The following is a 24,376-nucleotide window of genomic DNA, read 5'->3' on the forward strand; positions in this document are numbered from 1 at the left end:
AAAATAGCATTCCCAGGGTACCTTTATTTGCCGCCGCTGTTAGCGAACATGCTATCCTTTATGAGAATTTACTTATTACGTTGAGATAATTGCCACCCGCAATTGTATGGACAGATAATTAATGCATGTACACCCCATTTCAACTTTCCGTTTGTTCCAGGAAGGTCATCTGCTACGTAATAGCATCGCTATTTTTGCGCTAACCACGCTGTTCTATTTTATTGGTGCAGAGTTACGGCTGGTTCACGAACTTTCTCTTTTCTGGCCGCTGAATGGCGTAATGGCGGGGGTGTTTGCCCGCTATGTCTGGCTTAATCGACTGCATTACTATGCGATCAGTTATGTGGCGATGCTGGTTTATGATGCCATAACCACCGAATGGGGACTGGTTTCACTGGTTATCAATTTCTCCAATATGATGTTTATTGTTACCGTCGCCTTACTGGTCGTGCGGGATAAGCGTCTGGGGAAAAATAAGTATGAGCCAGTAAGTGCCTTACGGCTATTTAATTACTGTCTGATTGCCGCATTATTATGCGCTATTGTCGGGGCGATTGGTTCGGTCAGTATTGATAGTCTGGATTTCTGGCCTTTGCTTGCGGACTGGTTCAGTGAGCAATTCTCAACGGGCGTGTTGATCGTGCCTTGTATGCTGACGTTGGCTATTCCTGGAGTGCTGCCGCGCTTTAAAGCAGAACAGATGATGCCCGCCATCGCGCTTATTGTGTCGGTTATTGCCTCGGTAGTCATTGGCGGAGCGGGGAGTCTGGCGTTCCCGCTGCCTGCATTAATCTGGTGTGCAGTGCGCTATACGCCGCAGGTAACATGTCTGTTGACCTTTGTCACCGGTGCGGTGGAAATCGTACTGGTGGCAAATTCGGTGATTGATATCTCGGTCGGTTCGCCGTTCTCCATTCCGGAAATGTTCTCCGCACGTCTCGGTATTGCCACGATGGCGATATGCCCAATTATGGTTTCTTTTAGCGTGGCAGCGATCAATTCGCTAATGAAGCAAGTTGCGCTGCGAGCCGACTTTGATTTTCTGACTCAGGTTTACTCACGGTCCGGTCTTTATGAGGCGCTGAAAAGTCCATCGCTGAAACAGACACAACATCTGACGGTCATGCTGCTTGATATCGACTATTTCAAAAGCATTAACGATAACTATGGACATGAATGTGGCGATAAAGTGTTAAGCGTGTTTGCCCGGCATATTCAGAAGATTGTCGGTGATAAGGGGCTGGTGGCGCGCATGGGCGGCGAAGAATTTGCTGTTGCAGTGCCGTCGGTGAATCCTGTCGATGGTCTGCTAATGGCGGAAAAAATCCGTAAAGGCGTTGAACTGCAACCATTCACCTGGCAACAAAAAACGCTTTATCTCACGGTAAGTATTGGCGTCGGTAGTGGTCGCGCATCGTACCGAACGCTGACCGATGATTTTAATAAATTGATGGTCGAAGCCGATACGTGTCTGTATCGCTCGAAGAAAGATGGGCGCAACCGTACCAGCACTATGCGTTACGGTGAGGAAGTTGTCTGACATCTTTATTCATTCCGCGCGATTTGAATGCAATGTGTTCTACCACTTTATGATCCAGGAAAAGGCGTATTTCCTCGATTAAACCATGATCCGCGCCACACTTTTCTCATAAAACTGCTCATTAATCATCAGGAGTTGATCAAAACAGGGGTTCGGCGTATTAAAGTTTGCTAACCTGTCGTACCAATTCAAACAGGTTGTATGACTAATCAGAAGGGAACCCATTGTGAAAACACTAAATCGTCGCGATTTTCCCGGTGCACAGTATCCAGAACGTATCATTCAGTTTGGTGAAGGTAACTTCCTGCGCGCCTTTGTTGACTGGCAAATCGATCTCCTGAATGAGCACACCGATCTGAATTCTGGTGTGGTCGTTGTTCGTCCGATTGAAACTTCATTCCCACCGTCACTGAGCACGCAGGATGGTCTGTATACCACCATTATCCGTGGCCTGAATGAGAAGGGGGAAGCGGTCAGCGACGCGCGTCTGATTCGCTCGGTTAATCGTGAAATCAGCGTCTACAGTGAATACGATGAATTCCTGAAACTGGCTCACAACCCGGAAATGCGCTTTGTTTTCTCTAATACCACCGAAGCGGGTATCAGCTACCATGCGGGCGATAAATTCGATGACGCGCCAGCGGTAAGTTATCCGGCAAAACTGACCCGTCTGCTGTTCGAACGTTTTAGCCATTTCAACGGTGCGCTGGATAAAGGTTGGATCATCATCCCGTGTGAGTTGATCGACTACAATGGCGACGCGTTGCGTGAACTGGTGCTGCGCTATGCGCAAGAGTGGGCACTGCCAGAAGCATTTATTCAATGGCTGGATCAGGCTAACAGCTTCTGTTCTACGCTGGTGGACCGTATCGTTACCGGTTATCCGCGCGATGAAGTGGCTAAACTGGAAGAAGAGCTGGGTTATCACGATGGTTTTCTCGACACCGCTGAACACTTTTACCTGTTTGTGATTCAGGGACCGAAATCCTTAGCGACTGAACTGCGTCTGGACAAATATCCGCTCAACGTGCTGATTGTTGACGATATTAAACCGTACAAAGAACGCAAAGTGGCAATCCTCAACGGTGCGCACACCGCGCTGGTGCCGGTGGCGTTCCAGGCAGGGCTGGATACCGTAGGTGAAGCGATGAACGATGCTGAAATTTGCGCATTCGTTGAAAAAGCTATCTACGAAGAAATTATTCCGGTACTGGATTTGCCTCGTGATGAACTGGAATCTTTCGCCAGTGCAGTCACCGGGCGTTTCCGTAACCCGTACATTAAGCATCAGCTGCTGTCTATCGCGCTCAACGGTATGACCAAGTTCCGCACTCGCATCCTGCCGCAGCTGCTGGCAGGGCAGAAGGCAAAAGGCACACTTCCGGCGCGCCTTACTTTCGCATTAGCGGCATTGATTGCCTTCTATCGTGGTGAGCGTAACGGAGAAACATATCCGGTACAGGACGATGCACACTGGCTGGAACGTTATCAGCAACTCTGGAGCCAGCATCGTGACCGTGTTATCGGTACCCAGGAACTGGTAGCGATTGTGTTGGCAGAAAAAGACCACTGGGAGCAGGACCTGACGCAAGTGCCTGGTCTGGTCGAGCAGGTTGCTAATGACCTGGATGCGATTCTTGAAAAAGGGATGCGCGAAGCTGTACGTCCGTTGTGCTAATAACACCGTTACTTCTGAACCCGGTTTCGACCGGGTTTCTTATTTCACTATATTAGTTACAACATACTATGTGCCTTTATCATTAACAGATGCCACATGCAGCGCCTGTTAATGTTGTTAAGCTTGTAGGTAATTTGTAAGTAGCGTCTTGAGAATGTGATCGTAATCACGTTTAATAGGGCGACTTTTTCACGCCTGAAGATAACCATGATTGTTCGTCCACAACAACACTGGCTGCGCCGTATTTTTGTCTGGCACGGCTCAGTATTATCCAAGATATCATCGCGCTTACTACTCAATTTTCTCTTTTCTATCGCTGTTATTTTCATGCTGCCCTGGTACACGCATCTGGGCATCAAATTCACCCTCGCACCGTTCAGCATTCTCGGTGTCGCCATCGCCATTTTTCTTGGTTTTCGTAATAATGCCGGGTACGCCCGTTACGTTGAAGCGCGAAAACTTTGGGGGCAGTTGATGATTGCCTCACGGTCGTTACTGCGCGAGGTAAAAACGACATTGCCGGATTCGGCAAGTGTAAGGGAGTTTGCCCGGTTGCAAATCGCCTTCGCCCACTGTTTACGCATGACATTACGCAAACAGCCACAGGCGGAAGTGCTGGCTCATTATCTCAAGACTGAAGATCTTCAGCCTGTACTGGCTTCGAACTCTCCAGCTAACCGTATCTTGTTAATAATGGGGGAGTGGTTGGCGGTTCAGCGCCGCAATGGGCAGCTTTCAGATATCCTGTTTATTAGCCTCAACGATCGGCTTAATGATATTTCAGCGGTCCTGGCAGGATGCGAGCGCATTGCCTATACGCCAATTCCCTTTGCCTACACCCTGATTTTGCATCGTACCGTTTATCTGTTTTGTATCATGCTGCCGTTCGCGCTGGTCGTGGACCTGCATTACATGACGCCTTTTATCTCTGTGCTGATTTCCTACACTTTTATTTCGCTGGATTGTCTGGCGGAAGAACTGGAAGATCCGTTCGGTACTGAAAACAATGATTTACCACTGGATGCCATCTGCAACGCTATTGAAATTGACCTGTTACAGATGAACGATGAAGCCGAAATTCCAGCAAAAATTCTTCCCGATCGTCATTACCAGCTGACGTGATATTTACTCCATACGCCGGGCAACAATAAAAAGACGCGGAAATGCCAGCAGTATCTGTCCGTTCTCTTGCAGTGGATACTGCTCTTCCAGCATCTGATGGTAGCGCTTAAGAAAAAGCTGCTGTTCGCTCTCGGTCAGATCCTGTAACCACGGACGTAATCCAGTGGCAGTCACCCAATCGATAATCGCCTGGTGTGACGTCATCTGGTGATAGTAGGTGGTTCGCCAGATATCGACCTCACATCCGGCTTCGCTCAAAATATCGTAGTAAGCATGAACGCCAGCCAACGGCTCACGCCCGCGATCCGGGTAGTTTTGTTCCCAGGCAACTTCGCGCATGAGCACATGGGTCGGCTCCAGCCAGTTATCTGGCATCTGTACTGCCAGCACGCCCTGCGGATTAAGTAAAGAAACCAGATGAGGAAACAATTCGTAGTGGTCGGGCAGCCATTGCAGTGAGGCATTAGCAAAAATCAGATCGAGTGCCTGTTCCGGTTGCCAGTTGCGGATGTCTGCTTCCACGAACTGGCAGTCTGGCAAAGCACTGCGCGCTTCAGCAATCATCGCCGGAGACGAGTCGATGCCTGTTATCCTGGCAGCAGGCCAACGTTGGTTTAGAAGGGCGGTGCTGTTACCTGGGCCACAGCCAAGATCGGCAACGTATTCGATATTCTCCAGCGGTACTCTGGCAAGCAGCTCCACCGCCGGACGCGATCGTTCAGCGGCAAAGTGCAGATATAAAGAGGGGTTCCAGTCAGACATTTATTTACTCCCGTCAGCGCGTTACCCCAATTGTAGATAAAACTGATGAATTCGCCTCACGGCATCAACCCATTGAACAGACGTTTTTTACGCGGCCCGGTCATTAAAGATTCCAGTTTCGCGACACAGGTTTTGTAGTGGGGCGTGGTTTTATGGAATGCCACTGCGTCTTCATCTTTATAGGCTTCGTAGATATAAAAGCGCGAATTCACTTCTGGGTCCTGTAAGACATCGAAGCGCAAATTGCCTTCTTCCTGTACAGAGCCCAGGTGGTTCTGGCGAAAAACTTCGATAAACTCGTCAATCTTGTCTTCATGAACGTTAATTTCAACCAGTGTGACGTGCATAATTCTTCTCCTTAAATCCGCAGTTACTGTTTTTCACTCAGATAGAGTTCATATGCCCGATCAGCCGTTTCGTTATGGTGAACCACCGCCTGTACGGCTTTCATCATCGCCACCGGATGGTCAGACTGGAAAATATTACGCCCCATATCCACACCAGAAGCGCCCTGATCGATAGCCTGCCAGCACATTTCCAGCGCCTCGCGCTCCGGTAATTTTTTACCGCCAGCAATAACAATGGGTACCGGACATCCGGCAACAATCCGTTCAAAACCTTTTTCGACATAATAGGTTTTGATAATTTGCGCCCCCATTTCAGCGGCGATTCGAGTCGCGAGCGAGAAATAACGCTGATCGCGCACCATATCTTTGCCCACGCCAGTCACGGCCATGGTCGGCATTCCCACTTTCATTCCGGCATCAACCAGCTGAATAATATTTTTGATCGACTGATGTTCATATTCGCTGCCGATATAAACCTGCGCCGCCACCGCGCAACTGTTCAGGCGCACGGCATCATCCATCGATAACGCCACGGCTTCATTACTTAATTCCGCCAGAATAGAGTTCGCACCTGACGCCCGCAGTACCACCGGCTTATTGGTCGCTGGGGGAACTACGCTGCGCAAAATGCCGCGCGTACACATTAATACATCGGCATGTTCAAACAGCGGGGCGATATTTATATCAATGCGTTCAAGTCCGGTAGTCGGCCCCTGAAAATAACCATGATCAAAGGCCAGCATCACGGTATTACCCGTTTTCGGATTAAATATCCGCGATAAGCGTGACTGCATTCCCCAATCCAGCGCACCGCAACCTTTCAGGGTAAAAGGGATATTTTGTTGCGGTTGATCGGTACGAAAATCTTTACCATCTTTAATATCGTCTAAATCTGCCATAACTTACTCCGGTTAAGTAATGCACATCAGAAATCGTATTTGCCGATATTCTCTTTGTTGAATATCACGCGCTCCGGTAACAGTACGATGCCATTACCATCCGCTTCGTAGTCATAGCCCTGAACGCTGTTTGGCGAGACTTCAACCTGACCTACGCCCTGGATATCCAGCTTGTCGCCCGTTTTCATTGATCCTTTTTTCAATAATGCATCCGCGACATACACTGAAATTTTGCCTTGCTGAACCACATCCCACAGTCCAAATTCTTTCACCGTGCCGCGCTCTACATACGGGCGCATCACATTTGGCGTACTGAATCCGACAATCGCTACTTTGTCATTTTTCAGGTTTTCTGCGGCTTGTGCGGCAGCGGGCAGGGCATTGGCATCGGGGGCGATAATGGCGTCGAGATCGCTATACGCTTTTAATATTCCTTCTGCGGTTTGTAATGATTTAGTGGCATCGTTATAGCCAAACTGCGTAGTGACAATTTCCCAGCCAGGATGCTCTTTGGCGATTTTCGCTTTCGCTTCTTTCACCCACTGGTTTTGGTCCGTAACGGTGGGGCTTGAGTAGAAAAACGCGACTTTGGCTTTGTCTTTATTCACCTGACGCGCCGCCATATCCACCAACATACCTCCCAACTGGGCGGGCGTTCCCTGATTAATGTAGTAAGAGCGGCACTCCGGTTTAGTATCAGAGTCCCAGGTCAGCACTCTCACACCACGTTGCATGGCGCGTTTCAGTGCCGGACACAAGCCATCAGGCGAAACCGCAGAAACGATAATGGCGTTATAACCTTGATTGACGAAGTTATTAATCAACTGTACCTGACCAGAAACACTGGGTTCTGTCGGCCCGTCGTAGGTCACATCAACGCTCAGCTCTTTACCCGCTTGTTGTGCGCCGTTGCCACCGCTGGTAAAAAATCCCACGCCAACCAGTTTGGGAATAAATGCAATACGCTCTGCGGCCTGCACATTCATAGAGATTGCGGCAATGCCAAGAGCGCTAAGTAAGGCGATTTTCTTAAAGCGATGAAGTGTCATGAAGATATCCTTTATGGCAATGGGTTATTGGCCCGACGCGCCAGCCACTCTTTAATTTGCTGGCGATGCAGGCTAACGGAACGACCTACGACAACGACGATAAGTAGCGCACCGGAAAGGGCGCTGGACACCTGATTTGGCACTCCTGCCATTTGCAAACCTTGTTGCAAATATCCCACTAATAAAACCGCAATGGCGGTGCCGATAATGGAACCGGAACCACCATAAATATTGGCCCCGCCAAGCACCACGGCGGTGATGGCGGGCATCAGAAACGACGCACCGAGATCGGAACGTGCTGAACCAAAATACGATACCAGCAGCACAGCGGCGACCGCAGACGCCAGCCCCGTCATGGCATAGAGCGCACATAAGGTGCGGTTAACTGGAATCGCGCTATAAAGCGCCACGCGCGGGCTTTGCCCAATCAAAAACACATTACGTCCGGCATGGGTTTTATGCAGCCAGAGCCAGAAAACGAGGAGACATATCAGGAAGATAATCAGCGGAACGGGGAGTCCCAGCACATCCAGGTTAGCGAAATCTGTAAACGCCATCGGGAATCCACCAATACCTTCGTACCCCGTCGCTCCGGCCATACCGGAAAGCAGCAGAGCGCTTCCGGCAAACAGATACAGCGTGCCAAGCGTAATCACCAGCGGGTTAACTTTGGTATAGATAATTAATCCGGCGTTGATCAGCCCGCACAATGCGCCGAGCAGTAAGGTCAGGAGTATCGCCAGCGGCATCGGCACACCACTTTGAAACAGTACGCCCAATGCAATGGCGCAGAGGCCGATGGTCGAACCAAACGAAATATCGATCCCGCCACTGACAATCACCATCGTTAGCGGTAGGGCGACAATGCCAATGCAGATAAAGTCACTGGTGCTGAACAGCAACATATTGAGATCTAACATTCGCGGGTTAATTGCACCAAATGCGACAATCTCAATAACGAGCAGTGCGGCAAGAGCCAGTTCCCAACCGTAGCGAATACGCATTATGCGGCCTCCCGTTTTTTACCTGACGAAGCGGGTTTAACGGATGGCGGTGGCGTCATAAAGCGGGCATATTTTTGCCGCCGTAGATTACGTTCCAGCGCACAACGCAGGCGTCCATCAAACACCAGCACCGCCAGCAGAACCAGACCCGCGATAAAATCATTCCACCATGCCGGAATGCGCAACAGCACCAGTACGCTATCGATCTGCGTCAGGAACCATGCGCCGAGTACCGCACCAATGATCGCACCGGAACCACCGAGCAAACTAATGCCGCCCAGCACGCAGGCTGCAATTGCTTTCATCTCCAGCCCGGTACCGGTCTGGTTGGGGATAAAACCAATCTGCGAAGCAAACACAATTCCCGCCAGTGCCGCCATGCAGCCGTTCAACGAAAATGCCACAATGCGAATGGCTTCAGTACGAACGCCCAGTTGACGAGCGCCCTGTAAATTATCGCCCGTGGCATAAAAACTGCGTCCAAACGCCGTCTTCGCCAGCAGCCAGGCCATAAATGCCACCAGAATTATCGTCAACCAACCAATCGCGGAAACGCCAAACAGTAGCGGGGCGGAGAGTTGTTTCAGTTCGGCGGGTAATCCCTCAATCCATTTACCGCCAGTCCACAGCAACATGATGCCTCTGTACAACCCTAACGTGCCAAGGGTGGCAACAATGGCAGGGATCTTTAGCCACGCGACCAGGGCACCGTTGAAAAATCCCGCGAGCAAACCAAGCAGTAAAGTCGCGACACAAGCAACAGGTAGTGAATACCCCGCGTTCAGTAACATCCCCAACAGCACCGCGCACATTCCGGTAATCGAACCCACTGAAACATCAATATTGCGCGTAAGCATTACCAGCGTCGCGCCCATTGCCAGCAGGATCAGGATTTGCGCGCTGCTATAAACCATGGTCAGCGTTTGCACACTTAAATACTGGCGGTCGAGAAAACCGGGTAATACAAACAGCAGCACCACCGCCAGCAGTGCCGTGATTTCACGGTTGTTCTGAATAAACTTCAGCATGACGCCTCCTGACGCTGACTATCGCCGAAGGCAACGCGCATAATAGTCTCGACATTAATATCGCGCCCGGTCAGTGCAGAGTGGGCAATTTCGCCCTGATGCATCACATACACGCGATCTGCCATCAGTTCGATCTCTTCCAGGTCGGAGGAGATAAGCAGCACAGCCACATTCTGTGCGGCGATGCTGCGCAACAGTTGGTAGATATCATTACGCGCCGAGACATCCACGCCGCGCGTCGGCTCATCGACAATCAATACTTGCGGCGAGGCTTCCAGGCATTTGGCAATGAGGATTTTTTGCTGGTTGCCACCGGATAATGTCCGTGCAGCTTGTTCCGGTTGGTTAAATTTAATATTCAGCGCCCGACGATATCGTTCCAGGGTGGCATTATCTTTCGCGGTTTTCGCCCAGAATCCACGAAGGTTATGAGTAAGGGCGCAGACATTCCAGGCCAGCGAAGCATCGAGATTCAGTCCGGATGACTGGCGATCTTCCGGCAGATAAACCAGACCGCGCAGTAAACGTTCTCCAGTGGATAATTTATTGATCTCGTTACAATTCAGCATAATGCGTCCGCCACGCAAAGTACGCAGACCATAGAGCGTCTCGGCCAGTTCTGTGCGTCCGGCTCCCACCAGCCCAGCCAGGCCCAGAATTTCTCCGGCATTGAGCGTCAGGCTGACATTCCTGAAGCCTTCGCCAGTCAGATTTTCCAGTGTCAGCACCGGCGTTCCGGCGGCATGTTGTGGGCGGTTACCAGGTAACTCCAGCCATAATTTTTGGCTGGCAGAGAGCGATTTTTCCCGTACCACTGGCGTGATGGCCTGAATAATGTCGTCGGTAGACAGTTCGCTGGTTTTGCCGCTTAAGGCGATGGTTCCGTCGCGCATCACGCTAATTCGATCGGCAATCTGGCGAATTTCCGGCAGCTTATGCGAGATAAAAACAATACCCACGCCAGTAGCAAGCAGCTCTTGCAAGCGAGTAAACAAGCGTTCGGTTTCCGCAGGGGTAAGCGAGGCGGTAGGTTCATCGAGGATCAGAATCCGCGAGTCGCGCATTAGCCCGCGGAGGATTTCCACCATTTGGCGATCGGCGACATCCAGCGATCCTGCCAGACTATGCAGATCAAACTGGCAGCCCAGCGCCGCCAGCAAGTTCTTCATTTTTTGCATGGAGAGCTGTTTTTTTGCCATCCCAAACAGGATGTTTTCTTTTATCGACAGGCTTGGGAAAAGCAGCGGTTCCTGGGGAACGAGATAAATGCCCAGCTGATGAGCATGAACTGGCGTTAATCTGGCGTAGTTGTTGCCCCCAATCTCCAGCGTACCGCTATCAGCAGGGGTAATACCGGCAATAATCTTCATTAACGTCGATTTACCGGCACCATTGCCGCCGAGCAGGGCGTGGACCTCCCCCTGATGCAACGTAAAATCGATGCCTTTCAGGACATTGACCCCTGAATACTGTTTATAAACCGAGCGGGCGCAAAGTAGCGGTAACGCGCGGGTATCACTCGTTTGCATATTTCCCCCGTTCAGTTTTGCAGGTGAGTTTTGAACAAATGTATTTCTGCTTTTAATTTGTTCATAACCTTAGGTGGACATTGCACATATTTCCGACGAATAGATCACAATTTATGCTATTTTGATTTTCACGGTTGCGTTTGTTCATACTCGTAGAGTCAAACTGTGGTTGCCATCACAGATATAAATGCGCAAGAACTGAACAATTGCATTAAAGATTTAAATATGTTCAAAGTGAAGAATGAATTATGACAATCAACGATTCGGCAATTTCAGAACAGGGAATGTGTGAAGAAGAACAGGTCGCGCGGATCGCGTGGTTTTACTACCACGACGGGCTGACCCAGAGTGAGATCAGCGATCGTCTCGGCCTGACACGTTTGAAAGTGTCGCGATTGCTGGAGAAAGGGCATCAGTCCGGCATTATTCGCGTGCAGATTAATTCTCGCTTTGAAGGCTGTCTGGAATATGAAACACAATTACGTCGTCAGTTTTCGCTGCAACATGTCCGGGTGATCCCTGGGCTTGCGGATGCTGATGTCGGCGGGCGACTGGGGATAGGCGCGGCGCATATGTTGATGAGTTTACTTCAACCACAACAGATGCTGGCGATTGGTTTTGGCGAGGCAACCATGAATACGCTGCAACGCTTAAGTGGTTTTATTTCGTCACAGCAAATTCGCCTGGTCACGCTCTCCGGTGGCGTCGGTTCTTATATGACGGGTATCGGGCAGCTTAACGCGGCGTGCAGTGTGAATATTATTCCGGCTCCGTTGCGGGCATCCTCCGCTGACATTGCCCGTACGCTAAAAAATGAAAATTGCGTCAAAGATGTTCTGCTAGCCGCGCAAGCAGCGGATGTGGCGATTGTCGGCATTGGGGCCGTGAGTCAACAAGACGACGCGACGATCATTCGCTCCGGTTATATCAGCCAGGGCGAACAGTTAATGATTGGCCGAAAAGGGGCGGTTGGCGACATTTTAGGCTACTTTTTTGATGCAAAAGGTGACGTTGTCACGGATATCAAAATACATAACGAACTGATTGGCTTACCTTTAAGCGCGCTGAAGACCCTACCCGTCCGGGTTGGCGTGGCAGGGGGAGAAAATAAAGCCGAAGCAATTGCCGCTGCAATGAAAGGCGGTTATATCAACGCACTGGTTACCGATCAGGACACAGCAGCGGCGATTTTACGTAGTTAAATTTGCATGACCTTATTACCGGGAATGATGGAGAACGTATAGAGGAACAGACAGAACGCATAAGCCGAGGATAATCTAATGGCTCGACTCTTTACCCCTTCAGAATCAAAGTACTACCTGATGGCGCTGGATGCAGGCACCGGAAGTATTCGGGCTGTGATATTCGACCTGGAAGGCAATCAAAAAGCAGTGGGACAGGCGGAGTGGCGGCATCTGGCAGTACCGGACGTTCCTGGTTCTATGGAATTTGATCTCAACAAAAACTGGCAACTGGCGTGTGAGTGTATGCGCCAGGCGTTGCACAACGCCGGCATAGCCCCGGAGTATATCGCTGCCGTTTCGGCATGTTCAATGCGTGAAGGCATTGTTTTATATAACAATGAAGGAACACCGATCTGGGCCTGCGCCAATGTGGATGCCAGAGCGGCACGCGAAGTTAGCGAACTTAAAGAACTGCACAACAATACCTTTGAAAACGAAGTTTATCGAGCGACCGGACAAACACTGGCTTTAAGTGCCATCCCCAGATTACTTTGGCTGGCGCACCATCGTTCCGATATTTACCGTCAGGCATCAACCATCACCATGATCAGCGACTGGCTGGCCTATATGCTCAGCGGCGAACTTGCGGTGGATCCCTCTAACGCTGGCACCACGGGACTTCTTGATCTAACCATCCGTGACTGGAAACCTGCATTGCTGGATATGGCTGGCCTGCGTGCCGATATTCTTTCTCCTGTCAAAGAAACCGGCACATTGCTGGGCGTGGTAAGTTCACAAGCGGCGGAACTCTGCGGTCTGAAGGTGGGCACTCCGGTGGTCGTTGGAGGAGGCGACGTGCAGCTTGGTTGCCTGGGGTTAGGCGTTGTGCGTCCGGCACAAACCGCGGTTCTTGGCGGCACATTCTGGCAGCAAGTTGTAAATTTAGCCGCGCCGGTGACAGACCCAGAAATGAACGTGCGCGTTAATCCTCATGTTATTCCTGGCATGGTACAAGCTGAATCTATAAGCTTTTTTACCGGACTCACCATGCGCTGGTTCCGCGATGCTTTCTGTGCCGAAGAAAAACTGATTGCCGAACGTTTAGGCATCGACACCTATACGCTGCTGGAAGAGATGGCCAGTCGGGTGCCGCCTGGGTCGTGGGGCGTAATGCCGATCTTCTCCGACAGAATGCGCTTTAAAACCTGGTATCACGCTGCGCCTTCCTTTATTAATTTGTCCATTGACCCGGATAAATGTAACAAAGCGACATTGTTCCGTGCGCTGGAAGAAAATGCGGCGATTGTATCAGCGTGTAACTTGCAGCAAATTGCTGATTTTTCGAATATTCATCCTTCATCGTTAGTCTTTGCAGGCGGAGGTTCAAAAGGGAAATTATGGAGTCAAATTCTCGCTGATGTCTCGGGATTACCCGTCAATATTCCGGTGGTCAAAGAAGCCACTGCATTAGGATGTGCCATTGCAGCTTGCGTCGGTGCCGGAATTTTTTCATCAATGGCAGAAACCGGAGAACGCCTGGTTCGCTGGGAACGGACGCACACACCAGACCCGGAAAAGCATGAACTTTATCAGGATTCACGCGATAAGTGGCAGGCAGTTTATCAGGATCAGCTGGGGCTGGTTGATCATGGACTGACGACGTCGTTATGGAAAGCGCCTGGGTTATAGTTTCATTGACAGCCACATCATGATGACCGTGGCTGTTAGTTTTTGAGTATAGTTATTCTTATTTCCCTTCTTTTAGAACTGGCTTGTTAAATGCCAGCTTGCAGATTCATCCTTCCATCACCAGTAATATATTCAAGAGGAAATTGCTATTTTTCTTAAAGCATTAAGCATAACCCTTATTTTATAACGAATATTCCTAAAGACACTAATGGATGCAAAAGGGGTTTAATAAACTTCGATTTTTAGCAATTAGTGCTATTCTTTGTTAAATATGATGATGATAATTTTCTTATTGAAAGAAACAGTTTTCTTATTAAGCAACAATAACTCATAGTTCATTTTTAAATAAAATAAGAACTATGCAATTTTTAATCTATCAATTCGAAAGCATTAGCAAATTAGCCAAATTGACACCTTCCCACCTCCAACTAACACTCAATACAGACCTCTGACAATTTAATAAGTTTCATTTTTAATGTCTGACGACTCATCTCTTTCGTGGCTGTATTGTTTGTATATGGAGCGTTTATATGAATAGAATCTATCGCGTGATATGGAATTGCACTCTACAGGTATTTCAGGCCTGCTCGGAATTAACTCGCAGGGCAGGTAAAACATCGACGGTTAATTTGCGTAAATCCTCTGGACTGACAACGAAATTCAGTAGATTGACGCTGGGTGTTTTGCTGGCACTAAGCGGTTCAGCGTCTGGTGCAAGTCTGGAAGTTGATAATGATCAGATTACCAATATTGATACTGATGTTGCTTATGATGCCTACCTGGTTGGCTGGTATGGCACTGGAGTGCTTAATATTTTGGCTGGCGGTAATGCCTCCTTAACCACTATTACTACCAGCGTCATTGGCGCTAATGAGGACTCAGAGGGCACCGTTAATGTTTTGGGTGGCACCTGGCGATTGTATGATAGCGGAAATAATGCAAGGCCTTTAAATGTGGGTCAATCCGGAACGGGGACGCTGAATATTAAACAGAAGGGTCACGTCGATGGAGGCTATTTAAGATTAGGTTCTTCGACAGGAGGCGTCGGGACGGTCAATGTTGAGGGAGAGGACTCTGTTCTGACGACCGAATTATTCGAAATAGGGAGTTACGGTACGGGCTCATTAAATATTACAGATAAGGGTTACGTCACGAGTTCAATCGTCGCCATTTTAGGCTATCAGGCGGGCAGTAATGGCCAGGTTGTCGTTGAAAAGGGTGGCGAGTGGCTAATAAAAAATAACGATTCCTCAATTGAATTTCAAATTGGTAATCAAGGGATGGGGGAAGCGACTATTCGCGAGGGGGGGCTGGTTACGGCTGAAAATACGATTATCGGTGGCAATGCCACCGGTGTCGGAACCCTGAATGTGCAGGATCAAGACTCTGTCATCACGGTACGCAGACTCTATAATGGATATTTCGGTAATGGCGCAGTCAATATTTCCAATAATGGACTAATTAATAACAAAGAATATTCATTGGTGGGCGTTGAAGACGGTTCCCACGGTGTCGTCAACGTGACCGATAAAGGGCATTGGAGTTTCCTCGGAACAGGCGAAGCTTTCCGCTATATCTATATCGGTGATGCTGGTGACGGTGAACTTAATGTCTCGCGTGAAGGTAAAGTAGATTCGGGAATTATCACTGCGGGGATGAAAGAAACAGGCACAGGCAACATTACTGTTAAGGATAAGAACTCCGTTATCACTAATCTCGGAACTAATCTTGGTTATGACGGCCACGGCGAAATGAATATCAGTAATGAGGGGCTTGTTGTCAGCAACGGAGGAAGCTCACTCGGTTATGGAGAAAACGGCGTCGGGAATGTCAGCATCACCACGGGGGGGATGTGGGAGGTCAATAAGAATGTCTATACCACCATTGGTGTTGCGGGCGTCGGAAACCTCAATATTAGCGATGGCGGTAAGTTTGTATCGCAAAATATTACTTTTTTGGGCGATAAAGCAAGCGGTATCGGCACACTGAACCTGATGGATGGGGCATCATCGTTCGATACTGTGGGTATCAATGTCGGTAATTTTGGTAGCGGTATCGTAAATGTCAGTAATGGTGCCACCCTTAATTCAACGGGCTATGGATTTATCGGAGGAAATGCCTCCGGTAAGGGGATAGTTAATATTTCAACGGATAGTCTCTGGAATTTAAAGACATCATCTACTAACGCCCAATTGCTACAGGTCGGTGTATTAGGCGCGGGTGAACTGAATATTACCACCGGAGGTATAGTTAAAGCGCGTGATACACAGATAGCTCTCAATGACAAAAGTAAGGGCGACGTGAGGGTGGATGGGCAGAACTCTCTTCTTGAAACATTCAATATGTACGTAGGGACATCTGGTACGGGTACGTTAACCCTGACGAATAGCGGCACGCTGAATGTCGAAGGTGGAGAAGTTTACTTAGGTGTTTTTGAACCTGCTGTAGGAACGCTAAACATTGGTGCTGCTCACGGTGAGGCGGCGGCAGATGCCGGGTTTATCACCAACGCGACGAAAGTAGAGTTTGGTTCTGGCGAAGGTGTTTTTGTCTTTAATCATACTAATAACAGTGATGCCGGCTACCAGGTCGATATGCTGATTACAGGTGACGATAAAGACGGAAAAGTGATCCATGATGCAGGCCATACGGTGTTCAATGTAGGGAATACTTATAGCGGTAAAACGCTGGTCAATGACGGCCTCCTGACCATTGCGTCTCATACGGCAGATGGGGTAACGGGCATGGGTTCGAGTGAAGTCACCATTGCAAGCCCCGGTACGCTCGACATTCTCGCATCAACGAACAGTGCAGGAGATTACACGCTGACCAATGCGCTCAAAGGCGATGGTTTGATGCGAGTGCAGCTGTCATCCTCCGACAAGATATTTGGCTTTACCCATGCAACAGGGACTGAATTCGCCGGTGTTGCCCAACTGAAAGACAGTACCTTCACTCTGGAACGCGACAACACCGCTGCGCTTACTCACGCGATGTTGCAGTCTGACAGTGAAAATACCACATCGGTAAAAGTGGGAGAGCAATCCATTGGTGGACTGGCCATGAATGGCGGTACGCTCATTTTCGATACGGATATTCCTGCTGCGACGCTTGCAGAGGGATATATCAGCGTCGATACGCTGGTTGTCGGCGCGGGTGACTACACCTGGAAAGGCCGTAACTATCAGGTAAACGGGACGGGCGACGTGCTTATCGACGTGCCTAAACCGTGGAATGATCCCATGGCGAAGAACCCTCTGACGACGCTCAATTTGCTGGAACACGATGATAGCCATGTCGGCGTTCAACTGGTGAAGGCGCAAACGGTTATTGGGTCGGGTGGCTCATTAACGTTACGTGATTTACAGGGCGACGAGGTAGAAGCGGACAAAACGTTACACATTGCGCAAAACGGAACGGTGGTCGCCGAGGGTGATTATGGATTCCGCCTCACGACCGCACCAGGTGATGGTTTGTACGTTAACTATGGGCTGAAAGCGCTGAACATCCATGGTGGGCAAAAGCTGACGTTAGCCGAACATGGCGGAGCCTATGGCGCAACGGCCGATATGTCGGCAAAAATCGGTGGTGAAGGGGATCTGGCAATCAATACGGTGCGACAGGTTTCGCTTTCCAACGGTCAGAACGACTATCAGGGGGCAACCTACGTTCAGATGGGGACATTACGTACCGATGCGGATGGTGCACTTGGCAACACCCGGGAACTGAACATCAGCAACGCGGCCATCGTCGATCTTAATGGATCGACGCAGACGGTAGAGACATTCACCGGGCAGATGGGTTCGACTGTTTTGTTCAAAGAGGGGGCGCTGACGGTAAATAAAGGTGGGATCAGTCAGGGTGAACTGACAGGTGGCGGAAACCTGAATGTTACAGGGGGAACGCTGGCTATCGAGGGGCTTAATGCACGCTACAATGCGTTAACCAGCATTAGCCCAAATGCGGAAGTCAGCCTCGATAATACTCAGGGGTTAGGCAGAGGAAATATTGCCAATGACGGTCTGTTAACGCTAAAAAACGTGACTGGCGAACTGCGTAATAGCATAAGCGGGAAGGGTATCGTGAGCGCAACCGCCAGGACAGATGTAGAGCTGGATGGCGATAATAGCCGCTTTGTGGGGCAATTCAACATTGATACAGGCAGCGCGCTCAGCGTCAACGAGCAGAAAAACCTGGGTGATGCTTCCGTTATCAATAATGGCCTGCTCACCATCTCCACTGAGCGTAGCTGGGCGATGACGCACAGTATCAGCGGTAGCGGTGATGTGACAAAACTGGGTACCGGGATCCTGACTCTTAACAACGATTCCGCGGCGTATCAGGGTACGACGGATATCGTGGGGGGGAAATTGCTTTCGGTTCCGACTCTGCCATTAATATGGCAAGTCAACACATTAATATCCATAACAGCGGTGTGATGTCGGGAAATGTCACCACTGCAGGTGATGTGAACGTTATGCCTGGGGGGACACTGCGTGTCGCTAAAACCACAATCGGCGGCAACCTGGAGAATGGCGGCACGGTTCAAATGAATAGCGAAGGGGGGAAACCGGGGAATGTACTGACCGTTAACGGCAACTATACCGGAAACAATGGCCTGATGACGTTCAACGCGACGCTGGGCGGCGATAATTCGCCCACCGATAAAATGAACGTGAAAGGCGATACCCAAGGGAACACTCGCGTTCGGGTTGATAACATTGGCGGCGTCGGTGCACAAACGGTCAACGGTATTGAACTCATTGAGGTTGGCGGTAATTCTGCAGGTAACTTCGCGCTGACCACCGGAACTGTCGAAGCTGGGGCTTACGTCTACACGCTGGCTAAAGGGAAGGGGAATGACGAGAAAAACTGGTATCTGACCAGTAAATGGGACGGCGTAACGCCAGCGGATACACCCGATCCCATCAATAATCCCCCTGTTGTGGATCCGGAAGGCCCATCAGTTTATCGCCCGGAGGCCGGAAGCTATATCAGCAACATTGCCGCAGCCAACTCGCTGTTTAGCCATCGTTTACACGACCGTCTGGGTGAGCCGCAGTATATAGATTCACTGCATTCTCAGGGGTCGGCAAGCAGTATGTGGATGCGTCATGTCGGAGGGCACGAACGTTCAAGGGCCGGTGACGGTCAGCTAAATACTCAGGCTAACCGCTATGTATTGCAGCTAGGCGGCGATTTGGCGCAGTGGAGTAGCAACGCGCAGGATCGCTGGCATCTTGGCGTGATGGCAGGTTACGCTAATCAGCACAGTAATACTCAGAGTAATCGTGTGGGTTATAAATCGGATGGGCGCATCAGCGGTTACAGCGCTGGGCTGTACGCGACCTGGTATCAGAACGATGCGAATAAGACCGGCGCTTATGTTGACAGCTGGGCGCTGTATAACTGGTTTGATAACAGCGTCAGTTCCGATAACCGTTCTGCTGACGACTATGATTCTCGCGGTGTGACGGCCTCTGTTGAGGGTGGGTATACCTTTGAAGCGGGAACATTTAGCGGCAGCGAAGGGACGCTGAATACCTGGTACGTCCAGCCACAGGCGCAAATCACCTGGATGGGTGTGAAAGATTCCGACCATACCCGGAAAGACGGAACGCGCATTGAAACGGAAGGCGACGGAAATGTGCAAACGCGACTTGGGGTGAAAACCTACCTGAACAGCCATCACCAGCGTGACGATGGTAAACAGCGTGAGTTCCAGCCTTACATTGAAGCGAATTGGATCAACAACAGCAAAGTCTACGTCGTGAAGATGAATGGTCAAACCGTAGGCCGTGAAGGTGCGCGTAATCTCGGTGAAGTACGTACCGGGGTTGAGGCGAAAGTAAATAACAACCTTAGCCTGTGGGGGAATGTCGGTGTGCAACTAGGTGATAAAGGCTATAGCGATACTCAGGGCATGCTGGGAGTGAAATATAGCTGGTAAACCGTATAAGCCGCATGTCGAGATGGCATGCGGCTTAATATTGCCGACTTCAAACGGCGCATCAACGCCTTATTTAAATCCTCCTTTTTATCCGCGATCGCGGATATCGCAGCGTTTATCCCGTAGAGCGGATAAGATGTGTTTCCAGATTGACTTATCCTCACTAAAGGATAAAACTTATAATATCCCCTTAAGCGGATAAACTTGCTGTGGACGTATGACATGATGAGCTTTCAGAAGATCTATAGCCCAACGCAATTGGCGAATGCAATGAAACTGGTTCGCCAGCAAAATGGCTGGACGCAGAGCGAGCTGGCGAAAAAAATTGGTATTAAGCAGGCGACGATTTCCAATTTCGAAAACAACCCTGACAATACCACGCTCACGACATTTTTTAAGATTTTACAGTCGCTTGAACTCTCAATGACGCTATGCGACGCGAAAAATGCCTCGCCAGAATCAACAGAACAGCAAAATCTGGAGTGGTAATGCCTAAACTTGTCACTTGGATGAACAACCAGCGGGTAGGCGAGTTAACGAAGTTAGCCAACGGCGCGCACACCTTTAAGTATGCACCGGAGTGGTTAGCAAGCCGTTATGCCAGACCGTTGTCACTTTCGCTGCCATTGCAGAGGGGGAATATCACCTCTGATGCCGTATTTAACTTCTTCGATAACCTGTTACCCGATAGCCCGATTGTACGTGACCGGATCGTTAAACGTTATCATGCCAAATCCAGACAACCGTTTGATTTATTGTCAGAAATAGGGCGAGACAGCGTTGGTGCCGTGACGTTAATACCCGAAGACGAAACCGTAACGCATCCGATAATGGCATGGGAAAAGCTTACTGAAGCCAGACTTGAAGAAGTATTAACGGCTTATAAAGCAGATATCCCGCTAGGCATGATTAGAGAAGAAAATGACTTTCGCATCTCGGTTGCTGGCGCACAGGAGAAGACAGCACTGCTCAGAATAGGCAATGACTGGTGCATTCCGAAAGGAATAACGCCGACGACGCACATCATTAAATTACCGATTGGCGAAATCAGGCAGCCCAATGCGACGCTCGATCTCAGCCAAAGCGTTGATAATGAGTATTACTGTCTGCTGCTGGCGAAAGAACTTGGGTTGAATGTTCCGGACGCAGAAATCATTAAAGCGGGAAATGTGCGCGCGTTAGCGGTCGAACGTTTTGACAGGCGTTGGAATGCTGAGCGAACGGTTTTACTTCGCTTGCCACAGGAGGATATGTGTCAGACATTCGGTTTACCTTCATCGGTGAAATATGAATCAGATGGAGGCCCAGGCATCGCGCGGATCATGGCTTTTTTGATGGGGTCCAGCGAGGCGCTGAAAGATCGCTATGATTTTATGAAATTCCAGGTCTTCCAGTGGTTGATTGGCGCAACGGACGGTCATGCAAAAAACTTCTCCGTATTTATTCAGGCTGGCGGCAGTTATCGACTCACGCCATTTTACGACATCATTTCAGCATTTCCGGTCCTTGGCGGTACGGGAATACACATCAGCGATCTCAAACTGGCAATGGGGCTTAACGCATCCAAAGGCAAAAAAACGGCAATCGATAAAATTTATCCGCGACATTTTTTGGCGACAGCAAAGGTGCTGAGATTCCCGGAAGTGCAGATGCATGAAATCCTGAGTGACTTTGCCAGAATGATTCCAGCAGCACTGGATAACGTGAAGACTTCATTACCGACAGATTTTCCGGAGAACGTGGTGACGGCAGTTGAAAGCAATGTGTTGAGGTTGCATGGACGGTTAAGCCGAGAATACGGTAGTAAGTGAGATATGGGGTTTGGTCATTGTTAATGAGCATGACAATCATGACCGCCAACGACTGGATTCTTCCTTGGTTTATATTAGTGCGCATAATGTATATTATGTTAAATCATGTCTGAGTGATGCGAAGTGCTTTTCTGGTAGTCGTTATTCGTTCAGGGTTCAAGAACTTAAGCCTCTCCTCTTTCATAATTGGCCTGTGCATGGAGAAATAGCCTGGTTATTCCCTGCCCCATGCTAAGAGCGCAGTGTCTGTCGCATAGACACTGCATACGAAAACACCAGAGGGTGCTGTTACTTATTTAAGGACGGATCAAGCGGGAATGAGTCCACTCCGGTATCAGAAATGGCTACGTCTCAATGAAGTCAGGCGACCGATGCTGAATGAACATTACGATGTCACCACAGCAGCCTATGCTGTCGGTTACGAAAGCTGGTGATGCTGCCAACTTACTGATTTAGTGTATGATGGTGTTTTTGAGGTGCTCCAGTGGCTTCTGTTTCTATCAGCTGTCCCTCCTGTTCAGCTACTGACGGGGTGGTGCGTAACGGCAAAAGCACTGCCGGACATCAGCGCTATCTCTGCTCTCACTGCCGTAAAACATGGCAACTGCAGTTCACTTACACCGCTTCTCAACCCGGTACGCACCAGAAAATCATTGATATGGCCATGAATGGCGTTGGATGCCGGGCAACAGCCCGCATTATGGGCGTTGGCCTCAACACGATTTTACGTCACTTAAAAAACTCAGGCCGCAGTCGGTAACCTCGCGCATACAGCCGGGCAGTGACGTCATCGTCTGCGTGGAAATGGACGAACAGTGGGGATACGTCGGGGCTAAATCGCGCCAGCGCTGGCTGTTTTACGCGTATGACAGGCTCCGGAAGACGGTTGTTGCGCACGTATTCGGTGAACGCACTATGGCGACGCTGGGGCGTCTTATGAGCCTGCTGTCACCCTTTGACGTGGTGATATGGATGACGGATGGCTGGCCGCTGTATGAATCCCGCCTGAAGGGAAAGCTGCACGTAATCAGCAAGCGATATACGCAGCGAATTGAGCGGCATAACCTGAATCTGAGGCAGCACCTGGCACGGCTGGGACGGAAGTCGCTGTCGTTCTCAAAATCGGTGGAGCTGCATGACAAAGTCATCGGGCATTATCTGAACATAAAACACTATCAATAAGTTGGAGTCATTACCACGAAAGCTATCCCATTTCAGTCGGGAATATTCGCGGATGTTTGGAGAGTCACCCAAGAGAGATATTACCAGGTTAAGAAAGTCTGTCGGACAGCTTTAATAAACCCTGCACTTATCTGTTTAGAGCAATTCGGTGTTAGTTTCAGCAAGCAAACATTAACCATAGCTAATGATTTATAGCCATATTAACCATTGGTAGCTCTTAACCTTTCCTGACACTTCCCTTGTTCGCAATAATATTCTGTTTAGTCACGGTTTATAAATAACATGCATAATGAAATCGTCATGTTATTTAGCGACATAAAATGTTTTTGCAAATACTCTCTTCAACAAGTGCAGCAATAAACTTGTTGTGGAACCAATATCCAGGTCGCAGGATATCGCTATTCTACGCAAGGTTTTTATAACTTATCCGACAGTGCCTACAGTCGAATGAGTGGTTACACCGTCAAGCCTCCTACCGGAGACACCAATGAGCAGACACAATTTATTGATTATTTTAATCTGTTCTACAGTAAGCGTGGTCAGGAACAAATAAGCATCTCTCAGCAGCTTGGAAATTACAGTACGACATTTTTCAGTGCCAGTCGCCAAAGTTACTGGAACACGTCACGCAGCGACCAGCAAATATCATTTGGATTAAATGTGCCGTTTGGTGATATTACGACTTCGCTGAATTACAGCTATTCCAATAATATATGGCAAAACGATCGGGATCATTTACTCGCTTTTACGCTTAATGTTCCCTTCAGTCATTGGATGCGTACAGACAGTCAGTCGGCATTTCGTAATTCAAACGCCAGTTACAGTATGTCAAACGATTTGAAAGGCGGCATGACCAATCTATCGGGGGTTTATGGCACTCTGCTGCCGGATAATAACCTGAATTATAGCGTTCAGGTCGGTAACACCCACGGAGGTAATACATCGTCTGGCACCAGTGGTTACAGTTCTCTTAATTATCGTGGAGCTTATGGTAATACTAATGTCGGTTACAGTCGGAGTGGTGACAGCAGCCAGATTTATTACGGAATGAGTGGTGGGATTATTGCTCATGCTGATGGCATCACCTTTGGACAGCCGCTGGGCGACACAATGGTTCTGGTTAAGGCTCCTGGTGCTGATAATGTCAAAATAGAGAACCAGACCGGAATTCATACCGACTGGCGTGGCTATGCCATATTACCATTTGCGACAGAATATAGAGAAAACCGTGTTGCTCTTAACGCGAATTCCCTTGCAGATAATGTTGAACTGGATGAAACCGTGGTCACTGTCATCCCAACTCACGGTGCTATTGCCAGAGCAACATTTAATGCACAAATCGGCGGGAAAGTATTAATGACGTTGAAGTACGGTAATAAGAGCGTTCCATTCGGTGCAATTGTCACACACGGAGAGAATAAAAATGGCAGCATTGTCGCGGAAAATGGTCAGGTTTATCTGACTGGACTTCCACAGTCAGGCAATTACAGGTTTCATGGGGCAAAGATAAAAACTCAAACTGTATTGTCGAGTACAAGCTTCCTGAAGTTTCTCCTGGTACCTTACTGAACCAGCAGACAGCAATCTGTCGCTAAGGAACAA

The 24,376-nt window shown here is 49.2% G+C and carries 15 protein-coding genes and 4 pseudogenes; 12 read left to right on the forward strand and 7 right to left on the reverse strand.

Annotated elements, in window-relative coordinates:
- Positions 1 to 121: 121 nt before the first annotated feature.
- The 3 genes from AB4H76_RS11745 to AB4H76_RS11755 all read left to right on the forward strand — a co-directional run bounded on the left by AB4H76_RS11745 (position 122) and on the right by AB4H76_RS11755 (position 4,340).
- Positions 122 to 1,540: a diguanylate cyclase gene (locus AB4H76_RS11745; RefSeq protein WP_000558044.1), complete on the forward strand. Its 1,419-nt coding sequence runs from the start codon at positions 122 to 124 to the stop codon at positions 1,538 to 1,540.
- A 226-nt stretch (positions 1,541 to 1,766) separates the two neighbouring features.
- Complete coding sequence (gene uxaB / locus AB4H76_RS11750; RefSeq protein ID WP_000854624.1) at positions 1,767 to 3,218, forward strand: tagaturonate reductase; 1,452 nt, start codon at positions 1,767 to 1,769, stop codon at positions 3,216 to 3,218.
- Positions 3,219 to 3,425: 207 nt separating this feature from the next.
- Positions 3,426 to 4,340, forward strand: a complete 915-nt coding sequence (locus AB4H76_RS11755) for a bestrophin family protein (protein ID WP_000637082.1) — start codon at positions 3,426 to 3,428, stop codon at positions 4,338 to 4,340.
- A gap of 3 nt (positions 4,341 to 4,343) precedes the next feature.
- Here the strand turns inward: AB4H76_RS11755 and tam are convergent, their stop codons facing one another.
- Genes tam through lsrA form a run of 7 tightly spaced genes read right to left on the reverse strand, consistent with a single transcriptional unit; the run spans position 4,344 to position 10,958 of the window.
- Complete coding sequence (tam, locus tag AB4H76_RS11760) at positions 4,344 to 5,102, reverse strand: trans-aconitate 2-methyltransferase (RefSeq protein WP_077491524.1); 759 nt, start codon at positions 5,100 to 5,102, stop codon at positions 4,344 to 4,346.
- A 56-nt stretch (positions 5,103 to 5,158) separates the two neighbouring features.
- The gene (gene lsrG / locus AB4H76_RS11765) at positions 5,159 to 5,449 is read right to left on the reverse strand and encodes a (4S)-4-hydroxy-5-phosphonooxypentane-2,3-dione isomerase (protein ID WP_000558520.1); all 291 of its coding nucleotides are present in this window, start codon (positions 5,447 to 5,449) and stop codon (positions 5,159 to 5,161) included.
- 23 nt (positions 5,450 to 5,472) lie between these two features.
- Positions 5,473 to 6,348 (reverse strand): 3-hydroxy-5-phosphonooxypentane-2,4-dione thiolase, encoded by an 876-nt coding sequence (gene lsrF / locus AB4H76_RS11770; protein ID WP_000774189.1) that lies wholly within the window; start codon positions 6,346 to 6,348, stop codon positions 5,473 to 5,475.
- A gap of 26 nt (positions 6,349 to 6,374) precedes the next feature.
- Positions 6,375 to 7,397: an autoinducer 2 ABC transporter substrate-binding protein LsrB gene (lsrB, locus tag AB4H76_RS11775; RefSeq protein WP_000172479.1), complete on the reverse strand. Its 1,023-nt coding sequence runs from the start codon at positions 7,395 to 7,397 to the stop codon at positions 6,375 to 6,377.
- 11 nt (positions 7,398 to 7,408) lie between these two features.
- The gene (gene lsrD / locus AB4H76_RS11780; protein WP_001222721.1) at positions 7,409 to 8,401 is read right to left on the reverse strand and encodes an autoinducer 2 ABC transporter permease LsrD; all 993 of its coding nucleotides are present in this window, start codon (positions 8,399 to 8,401) and stop codon (positions 7,409 to 7,411) included.
- Entirely contained in the window at positions 8,401 to 9,429 is a 1,029-nt protein-coding gene (lsrC, locus tag AB4H76_RS11785) for an autoinducer 2 ABC transporter permease LsrC (RefSeq protein ID WP_077491526.1), read from the reverse strand. Before lsrC ends, lsrD begins: the two co-directional genes overlap by 1 nt.
- Positions 9,423 to 10,958, reverse strand: coding sequence for an autoinducer 2 ABC transporter ATP-binding protein LsrA (lsrA, locus tag AB4H76_RS11790; RefSeq protein ID WP_085452659.1), 1,536 nt, complete (start codon positions 10,956 to 10,958; stop codon positions 9,423 to 9,425). The genes lsrC and lsrA overlap by 7 nt, the downstream gene beginning before the upstream one ends.
- Positions 10,959 to 11,206: 248 nt before the next feature.
- Here lsrA and lsrR point away from each other — a divergent pair, with 248 nt between their 5' ends.
- The 9 genes and pseudogenes from lsrR to AB4H76_RS11835 all read left to right on the forward strand — a co-directional run.
- Complete coding sequence (gene lsrR / locus AB4H76_RS11795; RefSeq protein ID WP_420062593.1) at positions 11,207 to 12,160, forward strand: transcriptional regulator LsrR; 954 nt, start codon at positions 11,207 to 11,209, stop codon at positions 12,158 to 12,160.
- A gap of 78 nt (positions 12,161 to 12,238) precedes the next feature.
- Positions 12,239 to 13,831 carry an autoinducer-2 kinase gene (lsrK, locus tag AB4H76_RS11800; RefSeq protein ID WP_420062594.1) on the forward strand — a complete coding sequence of 531 codons (1,593 nt, stop codon included), beginning with the start codon at positions 12,239 to 12,241 and terminating at the stop codon, positions 13,829 to 13,831.
- Positions 13,832 to 14,361: 530 nt separating this feature from the next.
- Positions 14,362 to 19,781, forward strand: a pseudogene (locus tag AB4H76_RS11805) (ECSE_1600 family autotransporter).
- A gap of 222 nt (positions 19,782 to 20,003) precedes the next feature.
- The gene (gene hipB / locus AB4H76_RS11810) at positions 20,004 to 20,270 is read left to right on the forward strand and encodes a type II toxin-antitoxin system antitoxin HipB (RefSeq protein ID WP_001301023.1); all 267 of its coding nucleotides are present in this window, start codon (positions 20,004 to 20,006) and stop codon (positions 20,268 to 20,270) included.
- A complete protein-coding gene (gene hipA / locus AB4H76_RS11815) occupies positions 20,270 to 21,592 on the forward strand; it encodes a type II toxin-antitoxin system serine/threonine protein kinase toxin HipA (RefSeq protein ID WP_001125439.1) in 1,323 nt (440 codons plus the stop codon). The genes hipB and hipA overlap by 1 nt, the downstream gene beginning before the upstream one ends.
- 311 nt (positions 21,593 to 21,903) lie before the next feature.
- A pseudogene (locus AB4H76_RS11820) lies at positions 21,904 to 22,020 on the forward strand (AraC family transcriptional regulator); the annotation flags it as partial.
- A 56-nt stretch (positions 22,021 to 22,076) separates the two neighbouring features.
- Positions 22,077 to 22,774, forward strand: a protein-coding gene (locus AB4H76_RS11825; protein ID WP_239606100.1) for an IS1-like element IS1A family transposase whose coding sequence is annotated in 2 segments (ribosomal slippage) — positions 22,077 to 22,326 and positions 22,326 to 22,774 — 699 coding nt in all. Because the reading frame shifts where the segments join, the coding sequence is not laid out codon by codon here.
- Between the two features lie 22 nt (positions 22,775 to 22,796).
- Positions 22,797 to 22,889: pseudogene (locus AB4H76_RS11830) on the forward strand (hypothetical protein); the annotation flags it as partial.
- Between the two features lie 254 nt (positions 22,890 to 23,143).
- Positions 23,144 to 24,369: pseudogene (locus AB4H76_RS11835) on the forward strand (fimbria/pilus outer membrane usher protein); the annotation flags it as partial.
- Positions 24,370 to 24,376 lie beyond the last annotated feature (7 nt).

Source organism: Escherichia sp. UTM R2 (genome assembly GCF_048593455.1).
Classification (GTDB): Bacteria; Pseudomonadota; Gammaproteobacteria; order Enterobacterales; family Enterobacteriaceae; genus Escherichia; species Escherichia coli.